Annotated in this window: 17 protein-coding genes, 2 tRNA genes and 1 pseudogene; 12 read left to right on the top strand and 8 right to left on the bottom strand. The window is 58.7% G+C overall.

Features of this window, described 5'->3' with window-relative positions; translation table 11 throughout:
• The first annotated feature begins 12 nt into the window (after window positions 1-12).
• The 3 genes from ACO07T_RS01680 to ACO07T_RS01670 all read left to right on the top strand — a co-directional run bounded on the left by ACO07T_RS01680 (window position 13) and on the right by ACO07T_RS01670 (window position 2,742).
• Complete coding sequence (locus ACO07T_RS01680) at window positions 13-381, top strand: helix-turn-helix domain-containing protein (RefSeq protein ID WP_209065176.1); 369 nt, start codon at window positions 13-15, stop codon at window positions 379-381.
• 57 nt (window positions 382-438) lie between these two features.
• Window positions 439-1,233, top strand: coding sequence for a histidinol-phosphatase (hisN, locus tag ACO07T_RS01675; RefSeq protein ID WP_422047990.1), 795 nt, complete (start codon window positions 439-441; stop codon window positions 1,231-1,233).
• 159 nt (window positions 1,234-1,392) lie between these two features.
• Window positions 1,393-2,742 carry an 8-oxoguanine deaminase gene (locus tag ACO07T_RS01670; protein WP_422047989.1) on the top strand — a complete coding sequence of 450 codons (1,350 nt, stop codon included), beginning with the start codon at window positions 1,393-1,395 and terminating at the stop codon, window positions 2,740-2,742.
• A gap of 66 nt (window positions 2,743-2,808) precedes the next feature.
• Here the strand turns inward: ACO07T_RS01670 and ACO07T_RS01665 are convergent.
• Both ACO07T_RS01665 and ACO07T_RS01660 read right to left on the bottom strand, forming a co-directional pair.
• Window positions 2,809-2,883: transfer RNA gene (locus ACO07T_RS01665), tRNA-Gly, on the bottom strand.
• 179 nt (window positions 2,884-3,062) lie between these two features.
• A tRNA-Gly gene (locus tag ACO07T_RS01660) sits at window positions 3,063-3,137 on the bottom strand.
• A gap of 151 nt (window positions 3,138-3,288) precedes the next feature.
• On the opposite strand from ACO07T_RS01660, the gene ACO07T_RS01655 reads away from it, so the two are divergent.
• Both ACO07T_RS01655 and ACO07T_RS01650 read left to right on the top strand, forming a co-directional pair.
• Entirely contained in the window at window positions 3,289-3,639 is a 351-nt protein-coding gene (locus tag ACO07T_RS01655; RefSeq protein WP_422047988.1) for a hypothetical protein, read from the top strand.
• 62 nt (window positions 3,640-3,701) lie between these two features.
• Window positions 3,702-4,568 carry a YHYH protein gene (locus tag ACO07T_RS01650; RefSeq protein ID WP_422047987.1) on the top strand — a complete coding sequence of 289 codons (867 nt, stop codon included), beginning with the start codon at window positions 3,702-3,704 and terminating at the stop codon, window positions 4,566-4,568.
• Between the two features lie 39 nt (window positions 4,569-4,607).
• On the opposite strand, the gene ACO07T_RS01645 is transcribed toward ACO07T_RS01650, so the two are convergent.
• Window positions 4,608-5,450, bottom strand: a complete 843-nt coding sequence (locus tag ACO07T_RS01645; RefSeq protein ID WP_422047986.1) for an isocitrate lyase/PEP mutase family protein — start codon at window positions 5,448-5,450, stop codon at window positions 4,608-4,610.
• A 255-nt stretch (window positions 5,451-5,705) separates the two neighbouring features.
• On the opposite strand from ACO07T_RS01645, the gene ctaD reads away from it, so the two are divergent.
• From ctaD to ACO07T_RS01625, 4 genes are all read left to right on the top strand, one after another.
• Window positions 5,706-7,379 (top strand): cytochrome c oxidase subunit I, encoded by a 1,674-nt coding sequence (gene ctaD / locus ACO07T_RS01640; RefSeq protein WP_209065170.1) that lies wholly within the window; start codon window positions 5,706-5,708, stop codon window positions 7,377-7,379.
• Between the two features lie 93 nt (window positions 7,380-7,472).
• Window positions 7,473-8,102, top strand: a complete 630-nt coding sequence (locus tag ACO07T_RS01635) for a class I SAM-dependent methyltransferase (protein ID WP_422047985.1) — start codon at window positions 7,473-7,475, stop codon at window positions 8,100-8,102.
• A gap of 114 nt (window positions 8,103-8,216) precedes the next feature.
• Window positions 8,217-8,720 carry a DUF2244 domain-containing protein gene (locus ACO07T_RS01630; protein ID WP_422047984.1) on the top strand — a complete coding sequence of 168 codons (504 nt, stop codon included), beginning with the start codon at window positions 8,217-8,219 and terminating at the stop codon, window positions 8,718-8,720.
• 246 nt (window positions 8,721-8,966) lie between these two features.
• Entirely contained in the window at window positions 8,967-9,275 is a 309-nt protein-coding gene (locus ACO07T_RS01625; RefSeq protein ID WP_422047983.1) for an EthD family reductase, read from the top strand.
• A 31-nt stretch (window positions 9,276-9,306) separates the two neighbouring features.
• On the opposite strand, the gene ACO07T_RS01620 is transcribed toward ACO07T_RS01625, so the two are convergent.
• The gene (locus tag ACO07T_RS01620) at window positions 9,307-10,383 is read right to left on the bottom strand and encodes an Mrp/NBP35 family ATP-binding protein (RefSeq protein WP_422047982.1); all 1,077 of its coding nucleotides are present in this window, start codon (window positions 10,381-10,383) and stop codon (window positions 9,307-9,309) included.
• A gap of 244 nt (window positions 10,384-10,627) precedes the next feature.
• Between ACO07T_RS01620 and ACO07T_RS01615 the strand changes: the two genes are divergently transcribed.
• A complete protein-coding gene (locus ACO07T_RS01615; RefSeq protein ID WP_422047981.1) occupies window positions 10,628-10,843 on the top strand; it encodes a DUF1127 domain-containing protein in 216 nt (71 codons plus the stop codon).
• A 598-nt stretch (window positions 10,844-11,441) separates the two neighbouring features.
• Here the strand turns inward: ACO07T_RS01615 and ACO07T_RS01610 are convergent.
• Both ACO07T_RS01610 and ACO07T_RS01605 read right to left on the bottom strand, forming a co-directional pair.
• Window positions 11,442-12,071: a glutathione S-transferase family protein gene (locus ACO07T_RS01610; RefSeq protein ID WP_422047980.1), complete on the bottom strand. Its 630-nt coding sequence runs from the start codon at window positions 12,069-12,071 to the stop codon at window positions 11,442-11,444.
• Between the two features lie 79 nt (window positions 12,072-12,150).
• Complete coding sequence (locus ACO07T_RS01605; protein WP_422047979.1) at window positions 12,151-14,589, bottom strand: UvrD-helicase domain-containing protein; 2,439 nt, start codon at window positions 14,587-14,589, stop codon at window positions 12,151-12,153.
• A gap of 125 nt (window positions 14,590-14,714) precedes the next feature.
• Here ACO07T_RS01605 and ACO07T_RS01600 point away from each other — a divergent pair, with 125 nt between their 5' ends.
• Together ACO07T_RS01600 and ACO07T_RS01595 are read left to right on the top strand one after the other, a co-directional pair.
• Window positions 14,715-15,845, top strand: coding sequence for an alpha-hydroxy acid oxidase (locus ACO07T_RS01600; RefSeq protein WP_422047978.1), 1,131 nt, complete (start codon window positions 14,715-14,717; stop codon window positions 15,843-15,845).
• 177 nt (window positions 15,846-16,022) lie between these two features.
• Window positions 16,023-19,463 carry a pyruvate carboxylase gene (locus ACO07T_RS01595; RefSeq protein ID WP_422047977.1) on the top strand — a complete coding sequence of 1,147 codons (3,441 nt, stop codon included), beginning with the start codon at window positions 16,023-16,025 and terminating at the stop codon, window positions 19,461-19,463.
• A gap of 120 nt (window positions 19,464-19,583) precedes the next feature.
• Here the strand turns inward: ACO07T_RS01595 and ACO07T_RS01590 are convergent, their stop codons facing one another.
• Both ACO07T_RS01590 and lipB read right to left on the bottom strand, forming a co-directional pair.
• Window positions 19,584-19,994: a c-type cytochrome gene (locus tag ACO07T_RS01590; RefSeq protein ID WP_209078624.1), complete on the bottom strand. Its 411-nt coding sequence runs from the start codon at window positions 19,992-19,994 to the stop codon at window positions 19,584-19,586.
• Between the two features lie 249 nt (window positions 19,995-20,243).
• Window positions 20,244-20,915: pseudogene (gene lipB / locus ACO07T_RS01585) on the bottom strand (lipoyl(octanoyl) transferase LipB); the annotation flags it as partial.
• Window positions 20,916-20,978: the final 63 nt, after the last annotated feature.

Below are 20,978 nucleotides of genomic sequence, written 5' to 3'. Positions count from 1 at the left end.
AGGAGACGAGTCATGACACACCCGGTGGATGTGCATGTTGGTAAGAAGATACGGCAGCGTCGCTGGCTGACGGGGATGACCCAGCAGCAGCTGGCCGAGCAGGTTGGTATCAAGTTCCAGCAGATCCAGAAGTACGAAACGGGCGCCAACCGCGTCAGCGCGTCTCGTCTTTGGGACATCTCGGATGCACTTGATGTGCCTGTGAGCTTTTTCTTCGAAGGCTTGGAAACAGACAAAGAGGACGGCACCACTCAATCCGTTCCTTCCGATATCATGGCAGACAAAGAAGCGCTGGATCTGATCCGCAGCTACTACGCCATTCCGGAAAACCAGCGCCGCCGCCTGTTCGAGCTGGCGCGCGTCCTCAGCGACGTCGCTTGAGTCCGGTCCCGCTCTGAGTTAGCCAATGGGCGAATTCAGGGCGGAGGCAAGACCCAAATGACCCCACAGGACCAAACGCAGTTGATGGCCGTGGCAGACGCCATGGCCGATGCCGCAAGACAGGCTATTCTTCCCCATTTTCGGCATCACGCCCTCACTGCGGACAACAAGTTGGATGGCGGGTTTGACCCGGTCACCGTAGCGGACCGCGCGGCCGAAGAGGCCATGCGGTCTGTTCTTGCGCAGATGCGTCCGCAGGATGCGATCTTGGGCGAGGAATTTGGCGAAAAATCCGGCACCAGCGGTCTGACCTGGGTGCTCGATCCGATTGATGGCACCCGCGGGTTTATCTCCGGCACGCCCACATGGGGGGTGCTGATCGCCGTGTCTGATAAGACCGGCCCGATCTTTGGCATTGTCGATCAACCCTATATCGGGGAGCGCTTCAAAGGTGGCTTTGGTGTTGCCGAAGCCCATGGGCCACATGGCACCACCTCGTTGAAAACCCGCGCGACCGCAACGCTGTCAGAGGCCATCCTCTTCACCACCTTCCCCGAAGTGGGCACCCCGGAAGAGCGCGCCGCCTTTGAGCGTGTCGTGCCTGAGGTCAAGCTCACCCGCTACGGCATGGATTGCTACGCCTACGCGCTGCTGGCTGCCGGTCAGGTTGATCTGGTGATTGAGGCGGGCCTCAATGCCTATGACATTCAGGGCCCGATTGCGGTGATCGAGGCCGCAGGGGGCATCGTCACCAACTGGCAGGGCGGCCCTGCGCATGAGGGTGGTCAGGTGCTCGCGGCCTCCAATAAAGTGCTTCACGAACAGGCGCTTGGGCTCTTGTCAGCAGGCTGACGCTGCGGCGTCACCTCCCGCTTGCTTTCTCAGGCTTGAAACCGATGCGCCACAGCCGTTAGGGTCGTGGCGCATGACGAGTCCTTTGCCCGCTTTCTGTCGCCATGCCTCAGACCTTGCACCGAATCGGGCCACTTAAATGGCCAAAGGAGTGTGCACATGTCGGCAAACAGCCGCTATCTGATCAAAACTGCCCAGACCATCCTAACGATGGATGATGCCCGCCGCGAGCTGGCAGGGCAGGACATTCGTATTCAGGACGGGGTGGTTTCTGAGATCGGCCCAGATCTTGTGGCCGCTGACGGGGAAGAGGTGGTCTTTGCCCAAGATTGCGTGATCACGCCGGGCCTCGTGAACACCCACCACCATCTTTACCAGACCCTCACCCGCGCCGTTCCAGGCGGGCAGGATGCGCTGCTTTTTGGCTGGCTCAAAACGCTCTATCCGATCTGGTCCCGCTTTGGTCCTGAGGAGATGTATGTCTCCGCGCAGGTTGGTCTGGCCGAGCTGGCCCTGTCCGGCTGCACCCTGACCTCCGATCACCTTTATCTTTACCCCAATGGCGCACGTCTGGATGACACCATCGCCGCCGCCCAAAGCCTTGGGATGCGTTTTCACCCCACACGGGGCGCCATGAGCATCGGCGAAAGTGACGGCGGCCTGCCGCCCGATGCGCTGGTGGAGCGCGAAGACGCCATTCTCAAAGATGCGATCCGCTTGATCGACACTCACCATGATGCCACTGAGGGCAGTATGCTGCGCGTCGGCGTGGCCCCGTGTTCGCCTTTCTCGGTCAGTCGCGAGTTGATGCGCGATGCGGCGCTGCTCGCGCGCGACAAAGGCGTGATGCTGCACACCCATCTGGCCGAAAACGAAGAAGACATCGCCTATTCACTGGAAAACTTCGGCTGCCGTCCGGGGCAATACGCCGAAGAGCTTGGCTGGGTCGGCGAAGATGTCTGGCACGCCCATTGTGTGAAGCTGGACGCTTCCGAAATCGCGCTTTTTGCCCGCACCAAAACCGGCGTGGCCCATTGCCCGTGTTCCAATTGCCGCCTTGGCAGTGGCATTGCGCCAGTGCGCGCCATGCGCGACGCCGGCGTGCCGGTTGGCCTTGGTGTGGATGGCTCTGCCTCCAACGATGCGGGCAATCTGGTGCTTGAGGCGCGTCAAGCCATGTTGCTGCAGCGTGTCGCCAATGGTGCGGACGCAATGAGTGCGCGCGAAGCGCTGGAAATTGCCACGCGCGGCGGGGCAGAGGTGCTGGGCCGTCCGGATTGTGGCCAGATCGCTGTCGGCAAACGCGCCGATCTCGCGCTCTGGGATGTGTCTGGCATCGAAAGCGCGGGCAGCTGGGATCCTGCGGCGATTCTTCTGGCTGGGCCGACCACCGTGCGCGATCTCTTTGTCGAAGGCCGCCAGATTGTGCGCGATGGCCAGATCACTACGATTGATCTGCAAAGCGCCATACAGCGTCAGAACCAACTGGCCCGCGCGCTCGCGTCGTAAATTTATGAGGGTTTGAAAAGCAAAAGGCGCGAAGGAAAAACCTTCGCGCCTTTTTGGCTGTCCAATTGGAGCGGGCGAGGCGATTCGAACGCCCGACCCTAACCTTGGCAAGGTTATGCTCTACCCCTGAGCTACGCCCGCACCGTTTGGATGGCCGTGATTTAGCGATCCCACCGGGGGACTGCAAGAGCAAAAAGTGAGAAAAATGCGCCGCGGCGCAGATAATTTTTCAGGCGGTGATTTTGCGAAAATTTGACCCGGAAACGCGAAAAGGCGCGGATAAATCCGCGCCTTCTTCAGCACTCCCGATTGGGAGAAATTGGAGCGGGCGATGAGATTCGAACTCACGACCCTAACCTTGGCAAGGTTATGCTCTACCCCTGAGCTACGCCCGCGTCCTTGGGTGAGGCGTGGAATATAAAGACTCACCGAAGGCTGCAAGTGGAAAATGCACCTGTGACAAAAAAAGTTCATTTTCGCGACGGAATCCAAATCCCACGACGTTTCAGTTTAAAATTCCACCTCCGGTCGGCACACAGTTAACCTATGAAGAAACGTAATTTTATTTTGGGCCTTTTGGCCACGCCGGGATTTGCCTTCGCTCATGAAGGTCATGGCGCATCTCAGGTATCTGTCAGTGTCGAAGTCATTAAACGTCGCGACAATACCGTACATCTCCTGCTGACTATGCTGAACAAGGGCACCCATACCGCAATGCTGAAAGACATAAGTGTCGAGGGCGCAGAAGTGCTCAACGCATATTGGGCCAAAATCCCGTCAGGGGCTTTGGAGGATATGCCGCTTGCGTTGCAGTTCTCCGGTCCCGTTCCGGGCATTTTTACCTTGATGCTGGATTTTGGCGACGCAGGGCATGGGCCGGTGGTGGTGAAACTCTAAATCGCATCACAAGCATAAAGGACTCTGGGATGATCAGACAAACGCAATTTGAGAATCTAAAGATGGCTTTGTTGGCCATGACCATTTTTGTTGGCGGCGCTGCATATTGCGAGGCGCAGGGCGGTCCGCCAATGCGCAAACATACCGCAACAACCACAGAGCCGCTGTCTTTGGCGCGGGCCAATCAATCTGCCGGGCGCAATCAAGTCTCGATCACCAACGAGGGAAACCGCCGTGTGATCGCTGCCAATGGCATTCCGGCGCATAAGGTTGGCAGCTTTCCCAATAGCGGCAACCCACATAGCATCGAAGCGCAAAACTACCGCTTCACAGTGTCTTTGGCCCCCGACGCCAGTTCCCGTGCCACATCCAATGAACTAAATCTGTTTGGTGTCGCAGTGAATGGCGTGCCATTTGATCCCGGCGCTGCCGAGTTCTGGCAGGGCAACCGCCGCTCTGGCTGGCAGTACGAGGCTCTGGGCGGAGCGGTCCCTCTTGGTCTGGATGCCAACTATGCGCATGTGCAGCCGACAGGGGCGTACCACTATCACGGCTTGCCAATTGGCCTTTTGCAGAGCCTTGGCTGGTCTTCCAAAGCTGCGTCCCCGCTGATCGGCTATGCGGCTGACGGCTTTCCGATCTATGCGATCACCGCATCTGTGAACGGAAGAGTGGTCGAGATGACAAGCTCTTACCGTCTCAAATCCGGCACCCGCCCGGATGGTCCCGGCGGCAAACATGACGGCACCTTTGTGCAGGACTACACCTATGTCGCAGGCGCAGGCAGTCTGGATGAATGCAACGGTGCTGTTGTCAAAACGGCGGAATATCCAAACGGCACCTACGCCTATTTCCTGACCGAGACCTTCCCTGTCATTCCACGCTGCCACAAAGCCAAAGCCGACAGCAGTTTCTCCAAACGGCGCTGATCATGCGCTTAGGGGTGGGCAGGGGCTTCCTGCCTGCGCTCACCCGTCTCGCTGCTCAAGCGGCGCATCCCGCATGAGGTCCATCAACTCTGCCCCCGGCATCAAACCCTCCGCATAATCAAACTGTCCCGTGCGCAAAATCTCTGCCGTGGCTTTCTGCAGAGTCTCATACGCCAGCCGCACCAGCGAGCCGCCCACGCTGATCCGCTTCACCCCGGCCTCCGCCAGCTCCTGCACCGAATAAAACGGTGGGCGCAGCCCCATGACCACATTCACAGGCTTGCCCACCTCGGCGCAAACCGTGCGGATCGCCTCCAGATCCGGCAAGCCCGGCGCATACAGCACATCCGCCCCGGCCTCTTCATAGGCCTGTAGTCGCGCAATCGTGTCTTTGAGGTCCGGACGGCCCCAGAGGTAATTCTCCGCCCGACCGGTCAGCAGGAAATGCCGCCCCTTGGCCGCCTCTGCCGCCGCACGCACCCGCTCTGCCGCCAGCGCGATCTCATGCACGCCGCCTTCCGGCCCGCCGGTCGCATCCTCGATCGAGCCGCCCACAAGCCCCGCCTCCGCAGCCATCTCTATGGTCTCCGCACAGGTCTCGGGTGTGAGGCCGAATCCATCCTCCAGATCTGCGGAGACCGGCAACGCGGTTGCCGCCACAATCTCGCGCGCATTCTGCAATAGCCGCGCCCGCGTGACCGCCGCGGCCCCGTCGCGCAATCCGGCCGACACCGCGCAGCCCGCACTGGTGGTCGCCAGCGCCTCAAAACCCACATCCGCAAACAGTCGCGCCGTGCCCGCATCCCATGGATTGGGCATCACAAAGGCCCCCTCTCGGCTATGTAATTGGCAAAACTTGGAAAATTTCTCGGCACGTGTCATGGCGCGATCCCCGCTTGCAAAGCATTTTTGTCGTCTTTTGATTGTGCCAGTCTTCGCGCAGCGCGCCTCAAAAACCACTGTTTTCTTGGATCAGACCGGAATTTTGGCGTTTGTTGGCGGGCCTAGGGTGCGACAATTTATTTTGATCTATGTCAAATAGGAAAGTTGCGACACCGCCTGCGGGGTTCTACAACTGCGGTGACGGCGGTTTCAGCGAGATTCCGCACACTCTAATAATACAACAGGAGGAGCGGCATGGCAGACGCAGCCCTACAAGGCCACGAGCACCATGACGATAGAGGGTTCTTTACCCGGTGGTTCATGTCCACCAACCACAAAGACATTGGTCTGCTTTATCTGATCGTTTCGGCGCTGGCCGGCTTTATCGCGGTCTTCTTCACCGTTCTGATGCGCATGGAGCTCATGGAGCCCGGCGTGCAGTATATGTGTCTGGAAGGCGCACGTTTCCTTGGAGGAGGAGACGGACCCTGTACACCAAACGGCCACCTCTGGAACGTGCTGATCACCTACCACGGCGTCCTGATGATGTTCTTCGTGGTGATTCCGGCGCTGTTTGGCGGTTTTGGCAACTACTTCATGCCGCTGCAGATCGGTGCACCGGATATGGCCTTCCCCCGTATGAACAACCTCAGCTTCTGGCTTTATGTGGCCGGTACTTCGCTGGGTGTGGCCTCCATGCTGGCTCCGGGTGGCAATGACCAGCTTGGCTCCGGTGTGGGCTGGGTGCTCTATCCACCGCTCTCCACCGGCGAAGGCGGCATGTCCATGGACCTCGCGATCTTCGCGGTGCACGTCTCTGGTGCCTCCTCGATCCTCGGTGCGATCAACATGATCACCACCTTCCTGAACATGCGTGCCCCGGGCATGACGCTCTTCAAAGTGCCTCTGTTCAGCTGGTCGATCTTTGTCACCGCATGGCTGATCCTTCTGGCGCTGCCGGTTCTGGCGGGCGCAATCACCATGCTGCTCACCGACCGGAACTTTGGCACCACCTTCTTTGATCCAGCAGGCGGCGGCGACCCGATCCTTTATCAGCACATCCTGTGGTTCTTCGGCCACCCGGAAGTGTACATCGTGATCCTGCCGGGCTTTGGCATCATCTCTCACGTGATTGCCACCTTCTCCCGCAAGCCGGTCTTTGGCTACCTGCCAATGGTCTGGGCGATCATCGCCATCGGCGCGCTGGGCTTTGTTGTCTGGGCACACCACATGTACACCGTGGGCATGTCCCTGACACAGCAGTCCTACTTCATGCTCGCCACCATGGTGATTGCGGTGCCAACCGGCGTGAAGATCTTCTCCTGGATTGCGACCATGTGGGGCGGCTCGATCGAGTTCAAAACCCCGATGCTCTGGGCGCTGGGCTTCCTCTTCCTCTTCACCCTGGGCGGCGTGACCGGCATCGTTCTGTCGCAAGCCTCTGTGGACCGCTACTACCACGACACCTACTACGTGGTTGCGCACTTCCATTACGTGATGAGCTTGGGCGCGGTCTTTGCGATCTTTGCCGGGATCTACTTCTACTTCGGCAAAATGACCGGCCGTCAATACCCTGAATGGGCGGGCAAGCTGCACTTCTGGCTGTTCTTCATTGGCGCCAACCTGACCTTCTTCCCACAGCACTTCTTGGGTCGTCAGGGCATGCCACGTCGTTACATCGACTATCCGGAAGCCTTTGCATATTGGAACAAGATCAGCTCCTACGGCGCGTTCCTGTCCTTTGCCTCCTTCCTGTTCTTCTTCGGTGTGGTGTTCTACTCCCTGTTCCGCGGCGCGAAAGTGACCGAGAACAACTACTGGAACGAATACGCAGACACTCTGGAATGGACTCTCCCGAGCCCGCCGCCAGAGCACACCTTTGAAATCCTGCCAAAGCAGGAAGACTGGGACAAAGGCCACAGCCACTAACATGGCGTCGGCACTGACCTAACCAAAGAGGCCCCGGCGCACCCCGCTCCGGGGCCTTTTCTGTCCGCACCGCCACACATACCCGACCCCGCGATGCCCAGCCCCCAAGATCTCTCAACCGTCAAAGCCAACATGCACGCGGTCTATGACCGCAATGCCGCCCATTGGGATGCACAGCGCGATCTGTCCCTGCGCGAAGCCAATTGGCTTACGAAGGTCATGGCGGGCATGTCCCAGCCTGCGGATGTGCTGGATCTTGGCTGCGGTGCCGGTCGCCCGCTTGCGGCGCATCTGGTGGCGCTGGGTCATCGCGTCACCGGCATCGATGCCAGCCCCGCCATGATTGACCTTGCCCGCAGCAACGTTCCGGCGGCCACCTTCCACGTGATGGACATGCGCGCGCTGACGCTTAAGGGAGGCTTTGACGTCCTCCTGAGCTGGGACGCCTTCTTTCACCTCAGCCCCGCAGAACAACGCGCGGCACTCCCACAGATGCTCTCTCTGCTCCGCCCGGGCGGCAACCTGTTACTGACCGTGGGACACGGCGAAGGCGAGGTTGCAGGCACAGTGGCAGGGGAGCCGGTCTACCACGGCAGTCTGGAGCCCTCGGAATACCTCGAAATCCTGGAAGGCGCCGGATTCGCGCATGCGCGTTACACCCCCAATGATCCCACCGTTCTGGGCCGCTATGTGCTTCTGGCCTGCGGCAAAGGCATGAAGTGAGGCCCCGCCCGCGATGAGACTTCCCACCACAAGCTTCTCATTCCCCCAATATCCCGGGGTGAATTGCCCGCAGGGCAAGAGGGGCTGGCCCCTGCAACCCAAAGGCTCCCGCTGATGCCTCACTGTTGGACTGACCCCGCCACGCCCGATCAACCGGTGCTCACCCTCTGGCCGCACCGCTCCCTGCCGCGCAGGGGATTCGCCGCCATGGTGCTCTTTGCCTTCACCGCGGGCACCATCCCGCTCTATGGGTTGATTGGCACGGTGCTGTTCTGGGGCCTGCTGCCCTTCATCCTGCTGGTGGTCGGCGCGCTCTGGTTTGGTTTGCAGCGGTCCTACAAGGACGGCGATGTGTTTGAGGCGCTGTCGCTGCGCGCAGACACGCTTTCGCTCAGTCGCAAACCGGCCCGCGGCGCGGTGCAGGAGTGGTCCTGCAATGTCTATTGGGCTCGTGCCGACATACATGTGAACGGCGGCCCGGTGCCCCATTATGTGACTTTGTCAGGCAGCGGCCGCACGGTGGAGATTGGCAGCTTCCTGTCCGAAGAGGAACGCAAGACGCTTTATGCGGAGCTCAGCGATTTTCTGGCCCACGCGGTGGCCACGCCAAAATCCTAGCCTTTGACTGGCCCGATTCGCGTTGTCCTGCGCCACGTTGCGGCGCGCGGGCCGTTAAAGCGGGCGTTTTTCCAAAGGGTCAAAAATCGCACCTCCGCAATACAGCCGCGATGCAGACGCAATACCGACGTTGATGTTTTGCGTCTTCCGCAGCGTCCCAAAACGTTAATGCCCCAACAAAACGCTCGCCGAGTCGCATGCAGACGCTAGGCTGGGGGCGACACAGTTGAACATTGGGAGGTTGTCATGGCTGTTTCACTGCAGGTGCTCTATCCGGTTGGGGAAGGCACCACATTTGACCACGCATATTATGCCAGCACACATATGGATCTTGTCGGGGAACATATGGGGCCGCATATGGTCTCTGCGCAGGCCAGCAAGGGGCTCGCAGGTGGGCCCAATGTGCCCAGCCCGTTTCACGCCATCGCGACGATTCTCTTTGAAGATCAAGCGGCTATGGATGCCGCCATGGGCGCAGCAGGCCCGGTGATGGCGGACATCCCGAATTTCACCAATGTGCAGCCTCAGATCATGATTGGTGAAGTCATGAGCTGAGCGTTAGGGCTGAGAGTGGGGTAGGGATGGCTCAGGCCATCCCACCTTTCACAAGGCCTGCCGCGATCTGACCATAGGCTTTGGCCATATCGCTTTCCCCCGCCGCAATCGGGGTGCCACCGTCTCCGGCCAACCGGGTGTCCAGATCAATCGGCAGCGCGCCCAGCAGCGGCACACCCAGTTTCTCCGCCTCTGCGGCCACACCACCATGGCCAAAGATATGGGCCTCATGGCCACAGTTCGGACAGTGGAAAAGGCTCATGTTTTCAATGAGTCCCAGCACCGGCGTCTTTAACTGATCAAACATGCCAAGCGCCTTGCGCGCGTCCAGCAGGGCGACGTCCTGCGGCGTGCTCACCACAATGGCGCCGGTCAGTTCGGTTTTCTGGCACAGTGTCAGCTGCACATCCCCTGTGCCCGGCGGCAGATCCACAATCAGCACATCCAGCTCGCCCCATTGCACCTGTGTCAGCATTTGCTGCAGCGCGCCCATCAGCATCGGGCCGCGCCAGACCACAGGTTTGTCTTCTTCCAGCATAAAGCCCAGCGACATGATGGTAACCCCATGGGCGTGCAGGGGAATAATGGTCTTCCCGTCCGGGCTGGCCGGGCGTTTGTTGACCCCCATCATACGGGGCTGGCTTGGGCCGTAGATATCTGCATCCAGCAAGCCCACCTTGCGCCCCTGTTTGGCCAGCGCCACGGCGAGGTTGGAGGAGACAGTGGATTTCCCCACGCCGCCCTTGCCGGACCCCACCGCCAGAATGCGCTTCACACCGGCCACTTTCATCGGACCCGCCTGCGGTTTTGGGTGCCCTCCGATCTTGAGATTCGGCGCGGCTTGTTTCGGGGCAGGGGAGGCCTCATGCGCGGTCAACGCGACCTGCACCTGAGACACGCCGGGCAGCTGTGCAACGGACGCTTCAGCCGCTTTGCGCAACGGCTCCATCATCCGTGCTATATCTGCGTTGGGCGCTTCAAGAACAAAACGCACCGACTCACCGTCAATCACAAGGGCCCGCAAAAAATCGCGCGACACCAGATCGCCCCCATCCGGTAAGGCAATTTTTGACAATACGGCCTGCACATCTGCTTTGGTCACCGGCATGCTGAACTCCTATGCTGCAAGTGCACAATGCAGGCACTTATGATTTTGATCATGTAGTAAAACCTTCATATTTCTTCAAGGTTTTCCGCGATTTGCACATTTCTTGTGCAGGGGTTTGTGACGTGGCGTCTGATATTCCGTCCGCGCATAACTGCATTGCGGAGCTGTCTATTGTGCATCTGCAGCATGATCCCATATACAGTTCACAAGCGAACGGACACACTCAAACGCGAGAGTAACGATTATGGCATATGCAGCAAACAGCGCCCCGGTGGCAGCCCCTAAAGCCTCAGGCTTTTCGGCTTTTATCGCAAACCTGGCAGAGCGCCTGCGGCAATACCGCGTTTACCGCGAGACTTATAACGAGTTGAGCGCGCTGTCTGATCGTGAACTGAACGACCTCGGTCTGAGCCGTTCCATGATCCGTCGTCTGGCCATCGAGGCCAGCCAAGACGCTTAAATAGTTTCGGGAAGCCATCTCCTCCCTCAGGCTTTCCAATTCTGCGACGATGCCTCTCCTCCTCCCTGGTATCGTCGCGGCGAACAACGGGCCAAATGGTCCAAAGAGCTCAAGTCTCTCCTCTCCTCCTCCCTGGAGGGCCTTGAACATAGCGACGGCGCCTCTCCTCCTCCCTGGCGTCGTCGCAACAAAATTCGGGCTCCGATAGCCCAGCGAGATCAAGCGCTCTCTCTCCTCCTCCCTGAGGGTGCTTGTGTCTAGAGCGGCGGCACCTCTCCTCCTCCCTGGTGTCGTCGCCCAAGAATTCCGGGCTCTGACAGCCCAACGAGATCAAGGGTTCTCTCTCCTCCTCCCTGAGAGCTCTTGTGACTAGAGCGGCAGCACCTCTCCTCCTCCCTGGTGCTGCCGCCTCGAAATTCGAGCCACGCGGCTCACCGGTATCAAGGCGCTCTCTCCTCCTCCCTGAGCGTTTTGTGTGAAGCGCGGCGACATCTCTCCTCCTCCCTGATGTCGCCGCTGCATTCTCCCTTCAAAGCATTGCAAGACATGAAAAAAGCGCCCTAGAGGGCGCTTGGCTGCTTTCGTCTTTCTGGCGATGTCAGAGCACCGCACTGGGCCTTGCTTGCACTTTGGCATACCAGGCCTGCGTCGCCGTGTTCTCTGCCGGAGGGGGGAGTTTCACGATTCGGGCAAAGTCGCAGAACACAAAGGCCGTGATGTCCGCCAAAGTGAATGCACCGCCAGCGAGCCATGGGCTGTCCAGCAGGCGGGCTTCCAGCGTCTCATAAAACAACCCCAATCGTTTTGCGCCCCGCGCCGCGAGTTCTGGGATCTGCTCATAATCCACCGCCCCAGGTAGTGCACGCCCCTTCAAGGCAGGGGTGGAGTTGCGCAATGCTTCGGCAATGGAAAGCCCGGCATGAAACTCACACACCGCATTCCACATCGACACCGCCCCCTTTTCCTCAGGCGTCCGCCCCATCAAAGGCGGCTCCGGATGCGCCGCTTCCAGATAGGTGGCAATCGCGATGTTCTCGGTGAGGCTTTGCCCGCTGTCTGTCACCAGAACGGGCACCGTGCCCCAGGGGTTGATCGCCAAAAACTCCGGTGCACGGTGGGCATCATTGCGCAGATCCACTTGCCGTGTCTCGACGCTAAGTCCCTTTTCGGCAATGAACATTCTGGCCCGGCGCGGACTGGGCGCTGTGCTGCAATCATAGAAAATCATGGGCATCCTCCTGTCTGATGCCCACTCAATGGCGCGTGTGCGGCCCTGTCAATGGTGGGGGCCGCCTGCCGACGTGTGGTCAGAACGGGATGTCGTTTGGTGCGGAAACAAACCGCGCCACAACCTTCTTCTGCCCGGCTTTTTCAAAATCTACGGTCAGCTTGTCGCCTTCGATATCAGCCACTTGGCCGTAGCCGAACTTCTGATGGAACACGCGATCGCCAACCATAAAGCTTGAGATGGCTTGCATGTCGATGGCGGAGGCTTTGGTCTCTTTCGGCTGGCTTGTGCCATATTGACCCGCGCGTGATTGCAGGCGCTTCCAGCCCGGAGAGTTGTAGCCGTCAGCCCGCATGGCCGATTGCTCAAGCCCTGAGGTGCCAAACCCGCCGCTGTCCCGCGTATTGCCACTGTGCCCATAAAGCCCGGGTGGGGTCAGCACTTCGACATTCTCGTCTGAGAGTTCATCGATAAAGCGCGAGGGCATCTGGCTCTGCCATTGGCCGAACACACGGCGATTGCCGGCAAAGGAAATCGTGCAAATTTCCTCAGCGCGGGTGATTCCCACATAGGCCAGCCGCCGCTCTTCCTCCAAGCCCTTGAGGCCGTTTTCGTCCATGGAGCGTTGCGACGGGAACAACCCATCCTCCCAGCCGGGTAGGAAAACAGCGGGGAATTCCAAGCCTTTGGCGGCGTGCAGAGTCATGATCGAGATCTTCTGCTCCGCATCCTCGCTTTCGTTGTCCATGATCAGACTGACGTGTTCCAGAAAGCCCTGAAGGTTGTCAAAGCTTTCCAGTGCCTTGACCAGTTCCTTGAGGTTTTCCAAGCGCCCCGGCGCCTCGGGTGTTTTGTCATTCTGCCACATCGCGGTGTAGCCCGATTCATCGAGAATCACCTGCGCCAGTTCCACGTGGCTCAGTTCCGCATGGCCCTCTTGTAGGCGCATTGCAGTCTGGGTGGCGCCGTCATCAATCACCGCGTCATCGTCCAGCGCAACTTCCACCTGGGGTGGGGTGCCTTGCCGCCGCCAGCGATCAAGTCCCTCCAGCAGGATGCCAAGTTCCTTCGCGCCTTTGCCGCCAATGCCCTTTTCTTCCAGAAGGATACGGGCGCCCTCCACGAGGCTCACCCCATTGGCACGGGCGCAGGTCTGGATCTTTTGCTGCGCCACATTGCCAAGCCCACGTTTGGGGGTGTTCACAATGCGCTCAAAGGCCAGATCGTCCTCCGGGCTGACCACCAGCCGGAAATAGGCCATGGCATCGCGAATCTCCAATCGCTCATAGAATCGCGGGCCACCAATCACACGGTAGGGCAGGCCGATGGTCAGGAAACGGTCTTCAAACGCGCGCATCTGATGAGAAGCCCGCACGAGAATCGCCATGTCCTCAAGCGACTTTGGGGCGCTGCCACGTGTGCCACGCTGCATGGCTTCGACTTCTTCGCCAACCCAGCGCGCCTCTTCGTCGCCGTCCCAATGGCCGATCAGACGCACCTTTTCGCCCATGTCGGCTTCGGTCCAAAGCTCTTTGCCAAGGCGATTTTCGTTGCCGCGGATCACGTTGGACGCGGCGGCCAAAATATTGCCGGTCGAGCGGTAATTTTGCTCCAGCCGCACCACATGGGCACCGGGAAAATCCTTTTCAAACCGTAGGATGTTTCCAACTTCCGCCCCGCGCCAGCCATAGATCGACTGATCGTCATCTCCGACGCAGCAGATGTTTTTGTGGCCACTCGCCAGCAACCGCAGCCAGAGATACTGGGCGACGTTTGTATCCTGATATTCGTCTACAAGGATGTAGCGGAACCAGCGTTGATAGTTGGCGAGCACATCCGGGTTGTCCTGAAAGATGGTGACCATATGTAAAAGCAGGTCGCCAAAATCCACAGCGTTCAGCTCTTTGAGGCGGGTCTGATACTGCGCGTATAGTTCGCCACCTCGGTGATTGTAGGCGCCAGCATCTGCCGCAGGCAGCTTTTGTGGGGTTAAGGCTCTGTTTTTCCAGCCGTCTATGAGCGACGCGAGCTGCCGTGCGGGCCAGCGTTTGTCATCAATATTGGCCGCCGCTACCAACTGCTTGAGCAGGCGCAGTTGATCGTCGGTGTCCAGAATCGTGAAGTTGGATTTCAGCCCAACCAGCTCGGCATGCCGGCGCAGGAGTTTGACGCAGATCGCGTGAAAGGTGCCCAGCCATGGCATGCCTTCGATCTGATGCCCCAACATATTGCCGACGCGGTTTTTCATCTCCCGCGCCGCTTTGTTGGTAAAGGTCACCGCCAAAATCTCATTGGGTCGCGCCCGTGTGGTGTTGAGCAGATGCACAATCCGCGCCGTCAGGGCTTTGGTTTTGCCGGTGCCCGCGCCCGCCAGCATCAAGACTGGTCCGTCCATTTGCTCCACAGCTTCCCGCTGCGCCGGGTTGAGTTCGTCCAGATAGGGGCTCGGGCGCGCCATCATCGCGCGCGCCGAAAGCGACGCGCCTTCAAAGGCGTCAAATTCGTCAAAACTGCTCATGGTGCCAACTTACCGCAAAGCGGCAGGATGCAAAAGGTCTGTTCCGCTTATGTTCTAGAGGCAAAACACAGTTTCTTTCGCAGGTTGTTCTGGACTTTTGAGTGGAGACGTCAGACACAAATATCATGGACTTACATGCCAGATACCCAGCCCTGAGCGACCTGAAGAAACGCGCGAAACAGCGCTTGCCCAAGTTTGTTTGGGAGTACTTGGACAGTGCGACGGGGGAGGAGCGCACCAAGCATCGCAACCGTGCTCAGTTTGATGCGGTGCAACTCATGCCGTCGATTCTGCACGGTGAGATTGCGCCGTCTTTGGAAACGACGCTGATGGGGCAAACTTATGCGTTGCCGCTTGGGGTAGCGCCTGTAGGTATGTCAGGGCTTATGTGGCCCGACGCAGAAAGGCTGCTGGCGCAGGCCGCGACCAAGGCGCAAATTCCATATTGCCTGTCCACAGTGGCCACGCAGACACCGGAAGAGGTCGCGCCGCATTTGAACGGGAACGGCTGGTTTCAGCTTTATCCGCCGCGCGATGAAGAGATTCGCAAGGACATGCTGAAGCGGGTTGGGGGCGCGGGATACACCACATTGGTGCTTACGGTGGATGTGCCGGTTGCCAGCCGGCGTGAGCGGCAGGTGCGCTCCGGCCTAACGACACCGCCCAGATTGACGCCAAGGTTGCTGGCGCAGGTGGCGATGCGCCCGACCTGGGCATTGGGCATGGCGCAGCGGGGCATGCCGCGGATGCGCCTGATTGATGAGTATGCAGGCAATGTGACGGGTCTCAGCTCCACGGCCCACGCAGGATACTTGCTGCGCACTTCTCCTGATTGGGACTATGTTCATTGGCTGAGAGAGCATTGGCCCGGCAAATTGGTGGTCAAAGGTGTTATGCGCGCAGAGGACGCCACACGCCTCAAAGAGGCCGGAGTGGATGCTATTTGGATCTCCAACCACGCCGGACGCCAATTTGATGCTGCACCTGCAACAATAGAAGCGCTGCCGCACATTCGCGCAGCTTGCGACCTGCCCATCATTCTGGACAGCGGCGTTGAGACCGGGCTCGATATCTTGCGCGCATTCGCACTTGGCGCTGATTTTGTTTTTATGGGAAGCGGTTTTCACCATGCGCTGGCCGCATTGGGTCGCCAGGGGCCTGCCCATCTTTTGGAGGTGCTCTCCAAAGATTTGGAGGCGAATTTGGGCCAACTTGGGATCAGTGATTTGCGGGATGTGACGAAGAATCTTCTCTAGACGACCCCTCCGTGTCGCAGGTGCAGAAAAATCTGCCGGATTTTGAGGCGTTTTCGTGAACACATCCTTTCACAAATCTTACATGTTTACGCAGTCCTTGGTATTGCGCGGCCCCGGTCGCGTGACTTAAGGCCTTCACACACACTCGGACAGACACCAGCGAGGGGGAGCCTGCCCATGACCGAATTTTCCAAAATCCTAATTGCCAACCGTGGCGAGATCGCGATCCGTGTGATGCGCGCTGCCAATGAGATGGGCAAGAAAACTGTGGCCGTGTTTGCCGAAGAGGACAAACTTGGCCTGCACCGCTTCAAAGCGGACGAAGCCTATCGGATCGGCGAAGGGATGGGGCCTGTTGCGGCCTATCTGAGCATCGACGAGATCATCCGTGTCGCCAAAGAGTGCGGCGCAGATGCGATCCACCCGGGCTACGGTCTGCTGTCGGAGAACCCGGATTTTGTGGATGCCTGTGCAGCCAACGGAATCACCTTCATCGGCCCCAAAGCTGAAACCATGCGCGCGCTGGGCGACAAAGCTTCTGCACGCAAGGTGGCGATTGCGGCCGGTGTGCCAGTTATCCCGGCGACCGAAGTGCTTGGCGATGACATGGAGGCCATCAAGACAGAGGCAGCAGAGATCGGCTATCCTCTGATGCTCAAAGCCTCTTGGGGCGGCGGCGGTCGCGGCATGCGCCCGATCCACGGCGAAGATGAGCTGGAAGAGAAGGTGCTGGAAGGGCGGCGTGAAGCCGAGGCCGCCTTTGGCAATGGCGAAGGGTATCTGGAGAAGATGATCACCCGCGCCCGCCACGTCGAGGTGCAGATCCTTGGTGATCAGCAAGGCAATATCTATCACCTCTATGAGCGTGACTGCTCGGTTCAGCGCCGTAACCAGAAAGTGGTTGAGCGCGCGCCTGCGCCTTATCTGTCTGAAGCTCAGCGTGAGGAGCTTTGCGAGCTTGGCCGTAAGATCTGTGCGCATGTGAACTACGAATGCGCTGGCACCGTTGAATTCCTGATGGATATGGAAACCGGCAAGTTCTACTTCATCGAAGTGAACCCGCGTGTTCAGGTGGAGCACACCGTGACCGAAGAGGTCACCGGTATCGACATCGTGCAGGCGCAAATCCTGATCGCGGAAGGCAAATCCCTTTCTGAGGCGACCGGCAAATCCAGCCAATACGACATCCGCCTCAATGGTCATGCGCTGCAAACCCGCGTGACGACCGAGGACCCACAGAACAACTTTATCCCGGACTACGGTCGTATCACGGCCTATCGCTCAGCCACCGGTATGGGCATTCGTCTCGATGGTGGTACGGCTTATGCAGGCGGCGTGATCACGCGCTACTACGACAGCCTTCTGACCAAAGTGACCGCATGGGCACCAACCCCTGAAAAGGCGATCAAGCGGATGGATCGCGCGCTGCGCGAGTTCCGTGTGCGCGGTGTGTCGACCAACATCGCTTTTGTTGAAAACCTGCTGAAGCATCCGACATTCCTGTCCAATCAATACACTACCAAGTTTATTGATGAGACACCGGATCTGTTCCAATTTGCCAAGCGCCGCGACCGAGGCACTAAGGTGTTGACGTATATCGCTGATATCTCTGTCAACGGCCACCCGGAAACAACGGATCGGCCAATGCCGCCTGCCGATCTGAAAGCACCGCTGCCGCCAGAGAAGCGTGGGGATGTCCAGCCGGGCGCACGCAATTTGCTGGAAGAGCAGGGCGCACAGGCTGTCGCTGACTGGATGAAAGCGCAAAGCAAACTGCTGCTGACCGACACCACAATGCGTGATGGTCACCAATCTCTGCTGGCAACACGGATGCGTTCGATCGACATGATCAAAGTCGCGCCAAGCTACGCGGCCAATCTGCCAGAGCTGTTCTCTGTTGAATGCTGGGGCGGGGCGACCTTTGATGTGGCTTACCGCTTCCTGCAGGAATGTCCATGGCAGCGTCTGCGCGATCTGCGCACAGCCATGCCAAACGTGCTGACACAGATGCTGCTGCGCGCGTCCAACGGCGTTGGGTATACCAACTATCCGGACAATGTGGTGCAGGCGTTTGTGAAGCAGGCAGCTGAAACCGGTGTGGACGTCTTCCGTGTGTTTGACAGCCTAAATTGGGTTGAGAACATGCGCGTTGCCATGGACGCGGTGGTCGAAAGCGGCAAGATTTGTGAAGGCACGATCTGTTACACCGGTGATCTGCTCGATCCCGCGCGCAGCAAATACGACCTGAACTACTATGTTGGTATGGCCAAAGAGCTTGAGGCCGCAGGCGCGCATGTGCTGGGTCTGAAAGACATGGCCGGACTGCTGAAGCCAGCCTCTGCGCGCTTGCTTGTGAAGGCGTTGAAAGAAGAGGTCGGCCTGCCGATTCACTTCCACACGCATGACACTTCCGGCATTGCTGGCGCGACCATCCTGGCCGCGGCAGAAGCGGGTGTAGATGCGGTTGATGCGGCTATGGATGCCTTCTCTGGCGGTACTTCGCAGCCATGTCTTGGCTCCATTGTGGAAGCGACACGCAACACCGATCGCGACACAGGTCTCGACATTGGCGCGATCCGCGAAATCAGCGCCTATTGGGAAGGTGTACGTGCGCAGTACACCGCCTTTGAAAGTGGTCTCGCGGCACCTGCATCGGAAGTCTATCTGCACGAGATGCCCGGTGGCCAGTTCACCAACCTGAAGGCCCAGGCGCGCAGCCTTGGTCTGGAGGAGCGCTGGCATGAGGTCGCTCAGACCTATGCGGACGTCAACCAGATGTTTGGCGACATCGTGAAGGTGACCCCATCGTCAAAGGTTGTGGGTGACATGGCGCTGATGATGGTAAGCCAAGGTCTGACCCGCGAAGAAGTCGAAGATCCAAGCGTCGAGCTGGCCTTCCCGGACAGCGTTGTGGACATGATGCGGGGCAATCTTGGCCAGCCACACGGCGGCTTCCCCTCCGCGATCATCGACAAGGTGCTGAAAGGCGAAAAGCCTAATACCGAGCGCCCTGGCAAGCATCTGAAGCCGATTGATCTGGAGGCAACACGCACAGATCTCTCGGCGGAGCTTGAGGGCTTCAAAGTGGATGATGAGGATCTGAACGGCTACCTGATGTATCCTAAGGTGTTCCTTGATTACATGGGGCGTCACCGTCAGTACGGCCCGGTTCGGTCGCTGCCAACCCGCACGTTCTTCTATGGCATGGAGCCTGGCGAAGAAATCACGGCGGAAATCGATCCGGGCAAGACTCTTGAAATCCGTCTGCAAGCCATCGGTGAGACGGACGAGAACGGCGAAGTGAAGGTGTTCTTTGAGCTGAACGGTCAGCCTCGTGTGATCCGCGTGCCAAACCGTCTGGTCAAATCGTCGACCGCATCGCGCCCTAAAGCTGAAGTTGGCAATGCCAACCACATCGGCGCGCCCATGCCGGGTGTCGTTGCCTCTGTTGCGGCAGTTGCGGGGGCTCAGGTCAAGGAAGGCGACCTTCTGCTGACCATTGAGGCGATGAAGATGGAAACCGGTATCCATGCTGAACGTGACGCGGTGATCAAAGCCGTGCATGTCTCTGCAGGTGGACAGATCGATGCAAAAGATCTGCTGGTAGAACTCGAGTAATTTTCAGTCAGGCTGGGGTGGATTTGCCCCAGCCACCACATCAAAAAAGCCCCATGTCAGCGGTCTGACATGGGGCTTTCTTTTCAGTTGGTGACGTCGCGCGTGGCAACGTGCACTGTGTTACTCAGCAGCAGGCGCAACAGACGCCAGATACGCGGCAACGTCTTCGCCACCCTTTTTGAGTTTGAAGGTCATCTTGGACTTTGTTTCGTAGCCATTGTCTGACAGCCACGCTTTTGGATCGACCACATAGGCCGCAAGCATCTCTTCTGTCCAAACCGCACCGGCTTCATTGGCAGATTGCAGCCCTGCGCCGTATTTGAAGTCCTCAGAGCCAACCGCGCGACCGACCACGCCGTACAGATTCGGACCGGTTTTGCCGCCTTTGAAGATCACCTCTCCATCAGGGGAAGCGATTGTGTGGCATGCTTTGCATTTCTTGAAGCCTTTTTCGCCCGCCTCCACGTCGCCTTCTGCGAGAACTGGCGAAGCGACGAGAAGTGCCGCTGTTGCTGCTGCTAGGAATTTCATGAGAGTAACCTCGTTGATGAATGGGTGTTCGACGCGTTGCGCAAGATAAATTTCTCAAGCAAGGGACGACCAAGTGCAACCGAAAATGGGGCGAAAAAGCCCTATTTCCAGCACCCGCGACGATCAGGCGCGCTTTCTGATGCCTTTGTGGGGCATCGCGTTTGTTGAGCCGCGAGCGACCCCAGCGAGCCTTAGAAAAGGCTCGGCAGCAATCCCGACAATGGTCTCAGATCAAGAGGTAAGAGGCTCTTATGCTTCTGCAGGAGAGGGGAACGCCAACTCAAAATTACGTTTCAAAGCAACGTCGACATCGTCCATCGTGACGGGAAGACCGAGGTCGACAAGTGAGGTGACCCCATGTTCAGTGATGCCGCAGGGCACGATACCACCAAAGTGGGAAAGATCCGGCTCAACGTTGATCGAAATGCCGTGAAAGCTGACCCAGCGCCGGAGGCGAATACCAATTGCTGCGATCTTGTCTTCGGATTTTGAGCCGTCAGCACGCAAAGGTTTGTCATCGCGTTCAATCCAGACGCCCACGCGACCTTCGCGAATTTCGCCTTTCAGATTGAATTCCGCGAGGGTCTGGATCACCCAGGTCTCAAGCTGCTTCACAAAGGCGCGGACGTCTCTGCCACGTTTGCTGAGATCGAGCATCACATAAACCACACGCTGGCCCGGGCCATGGTAGGTGTACTCGCCCCCGCGTCTGGCCTGATACACAGGAAAGCGCTCTGGATCGACCAAATCATCAATTTTTGCAGAGGTACCAGCCGTATAGAGCGGGGCATGTTCCAACAGCCAGATGCACTCCTCAGCCTCGCCGGCGGCAATGGCTGTTGCGCGCTGCTCCATAAATTCAAGCGCGGTTTCGTAGTCAACCAAACCGTCGCTGTGGATCCATTCTACCATGTGAACCTGCCGTTTATGCTGTTGATAGGCACCTAAGTGTTTTTTGGCTCGGCTTCAATTGAGGATTGGCGA

It is taken from the genome of Shimia sp. (genome assembly GCF_965227725.1).
GTDB lineage: Bacteria > Pseudomonadota > Alphaproteobacteria > Rhodobacterales > Rhodobacteraceae > Shimia.
This window is presented reverse-complemented; position numbering and strand designations above follow the sequence as displayed.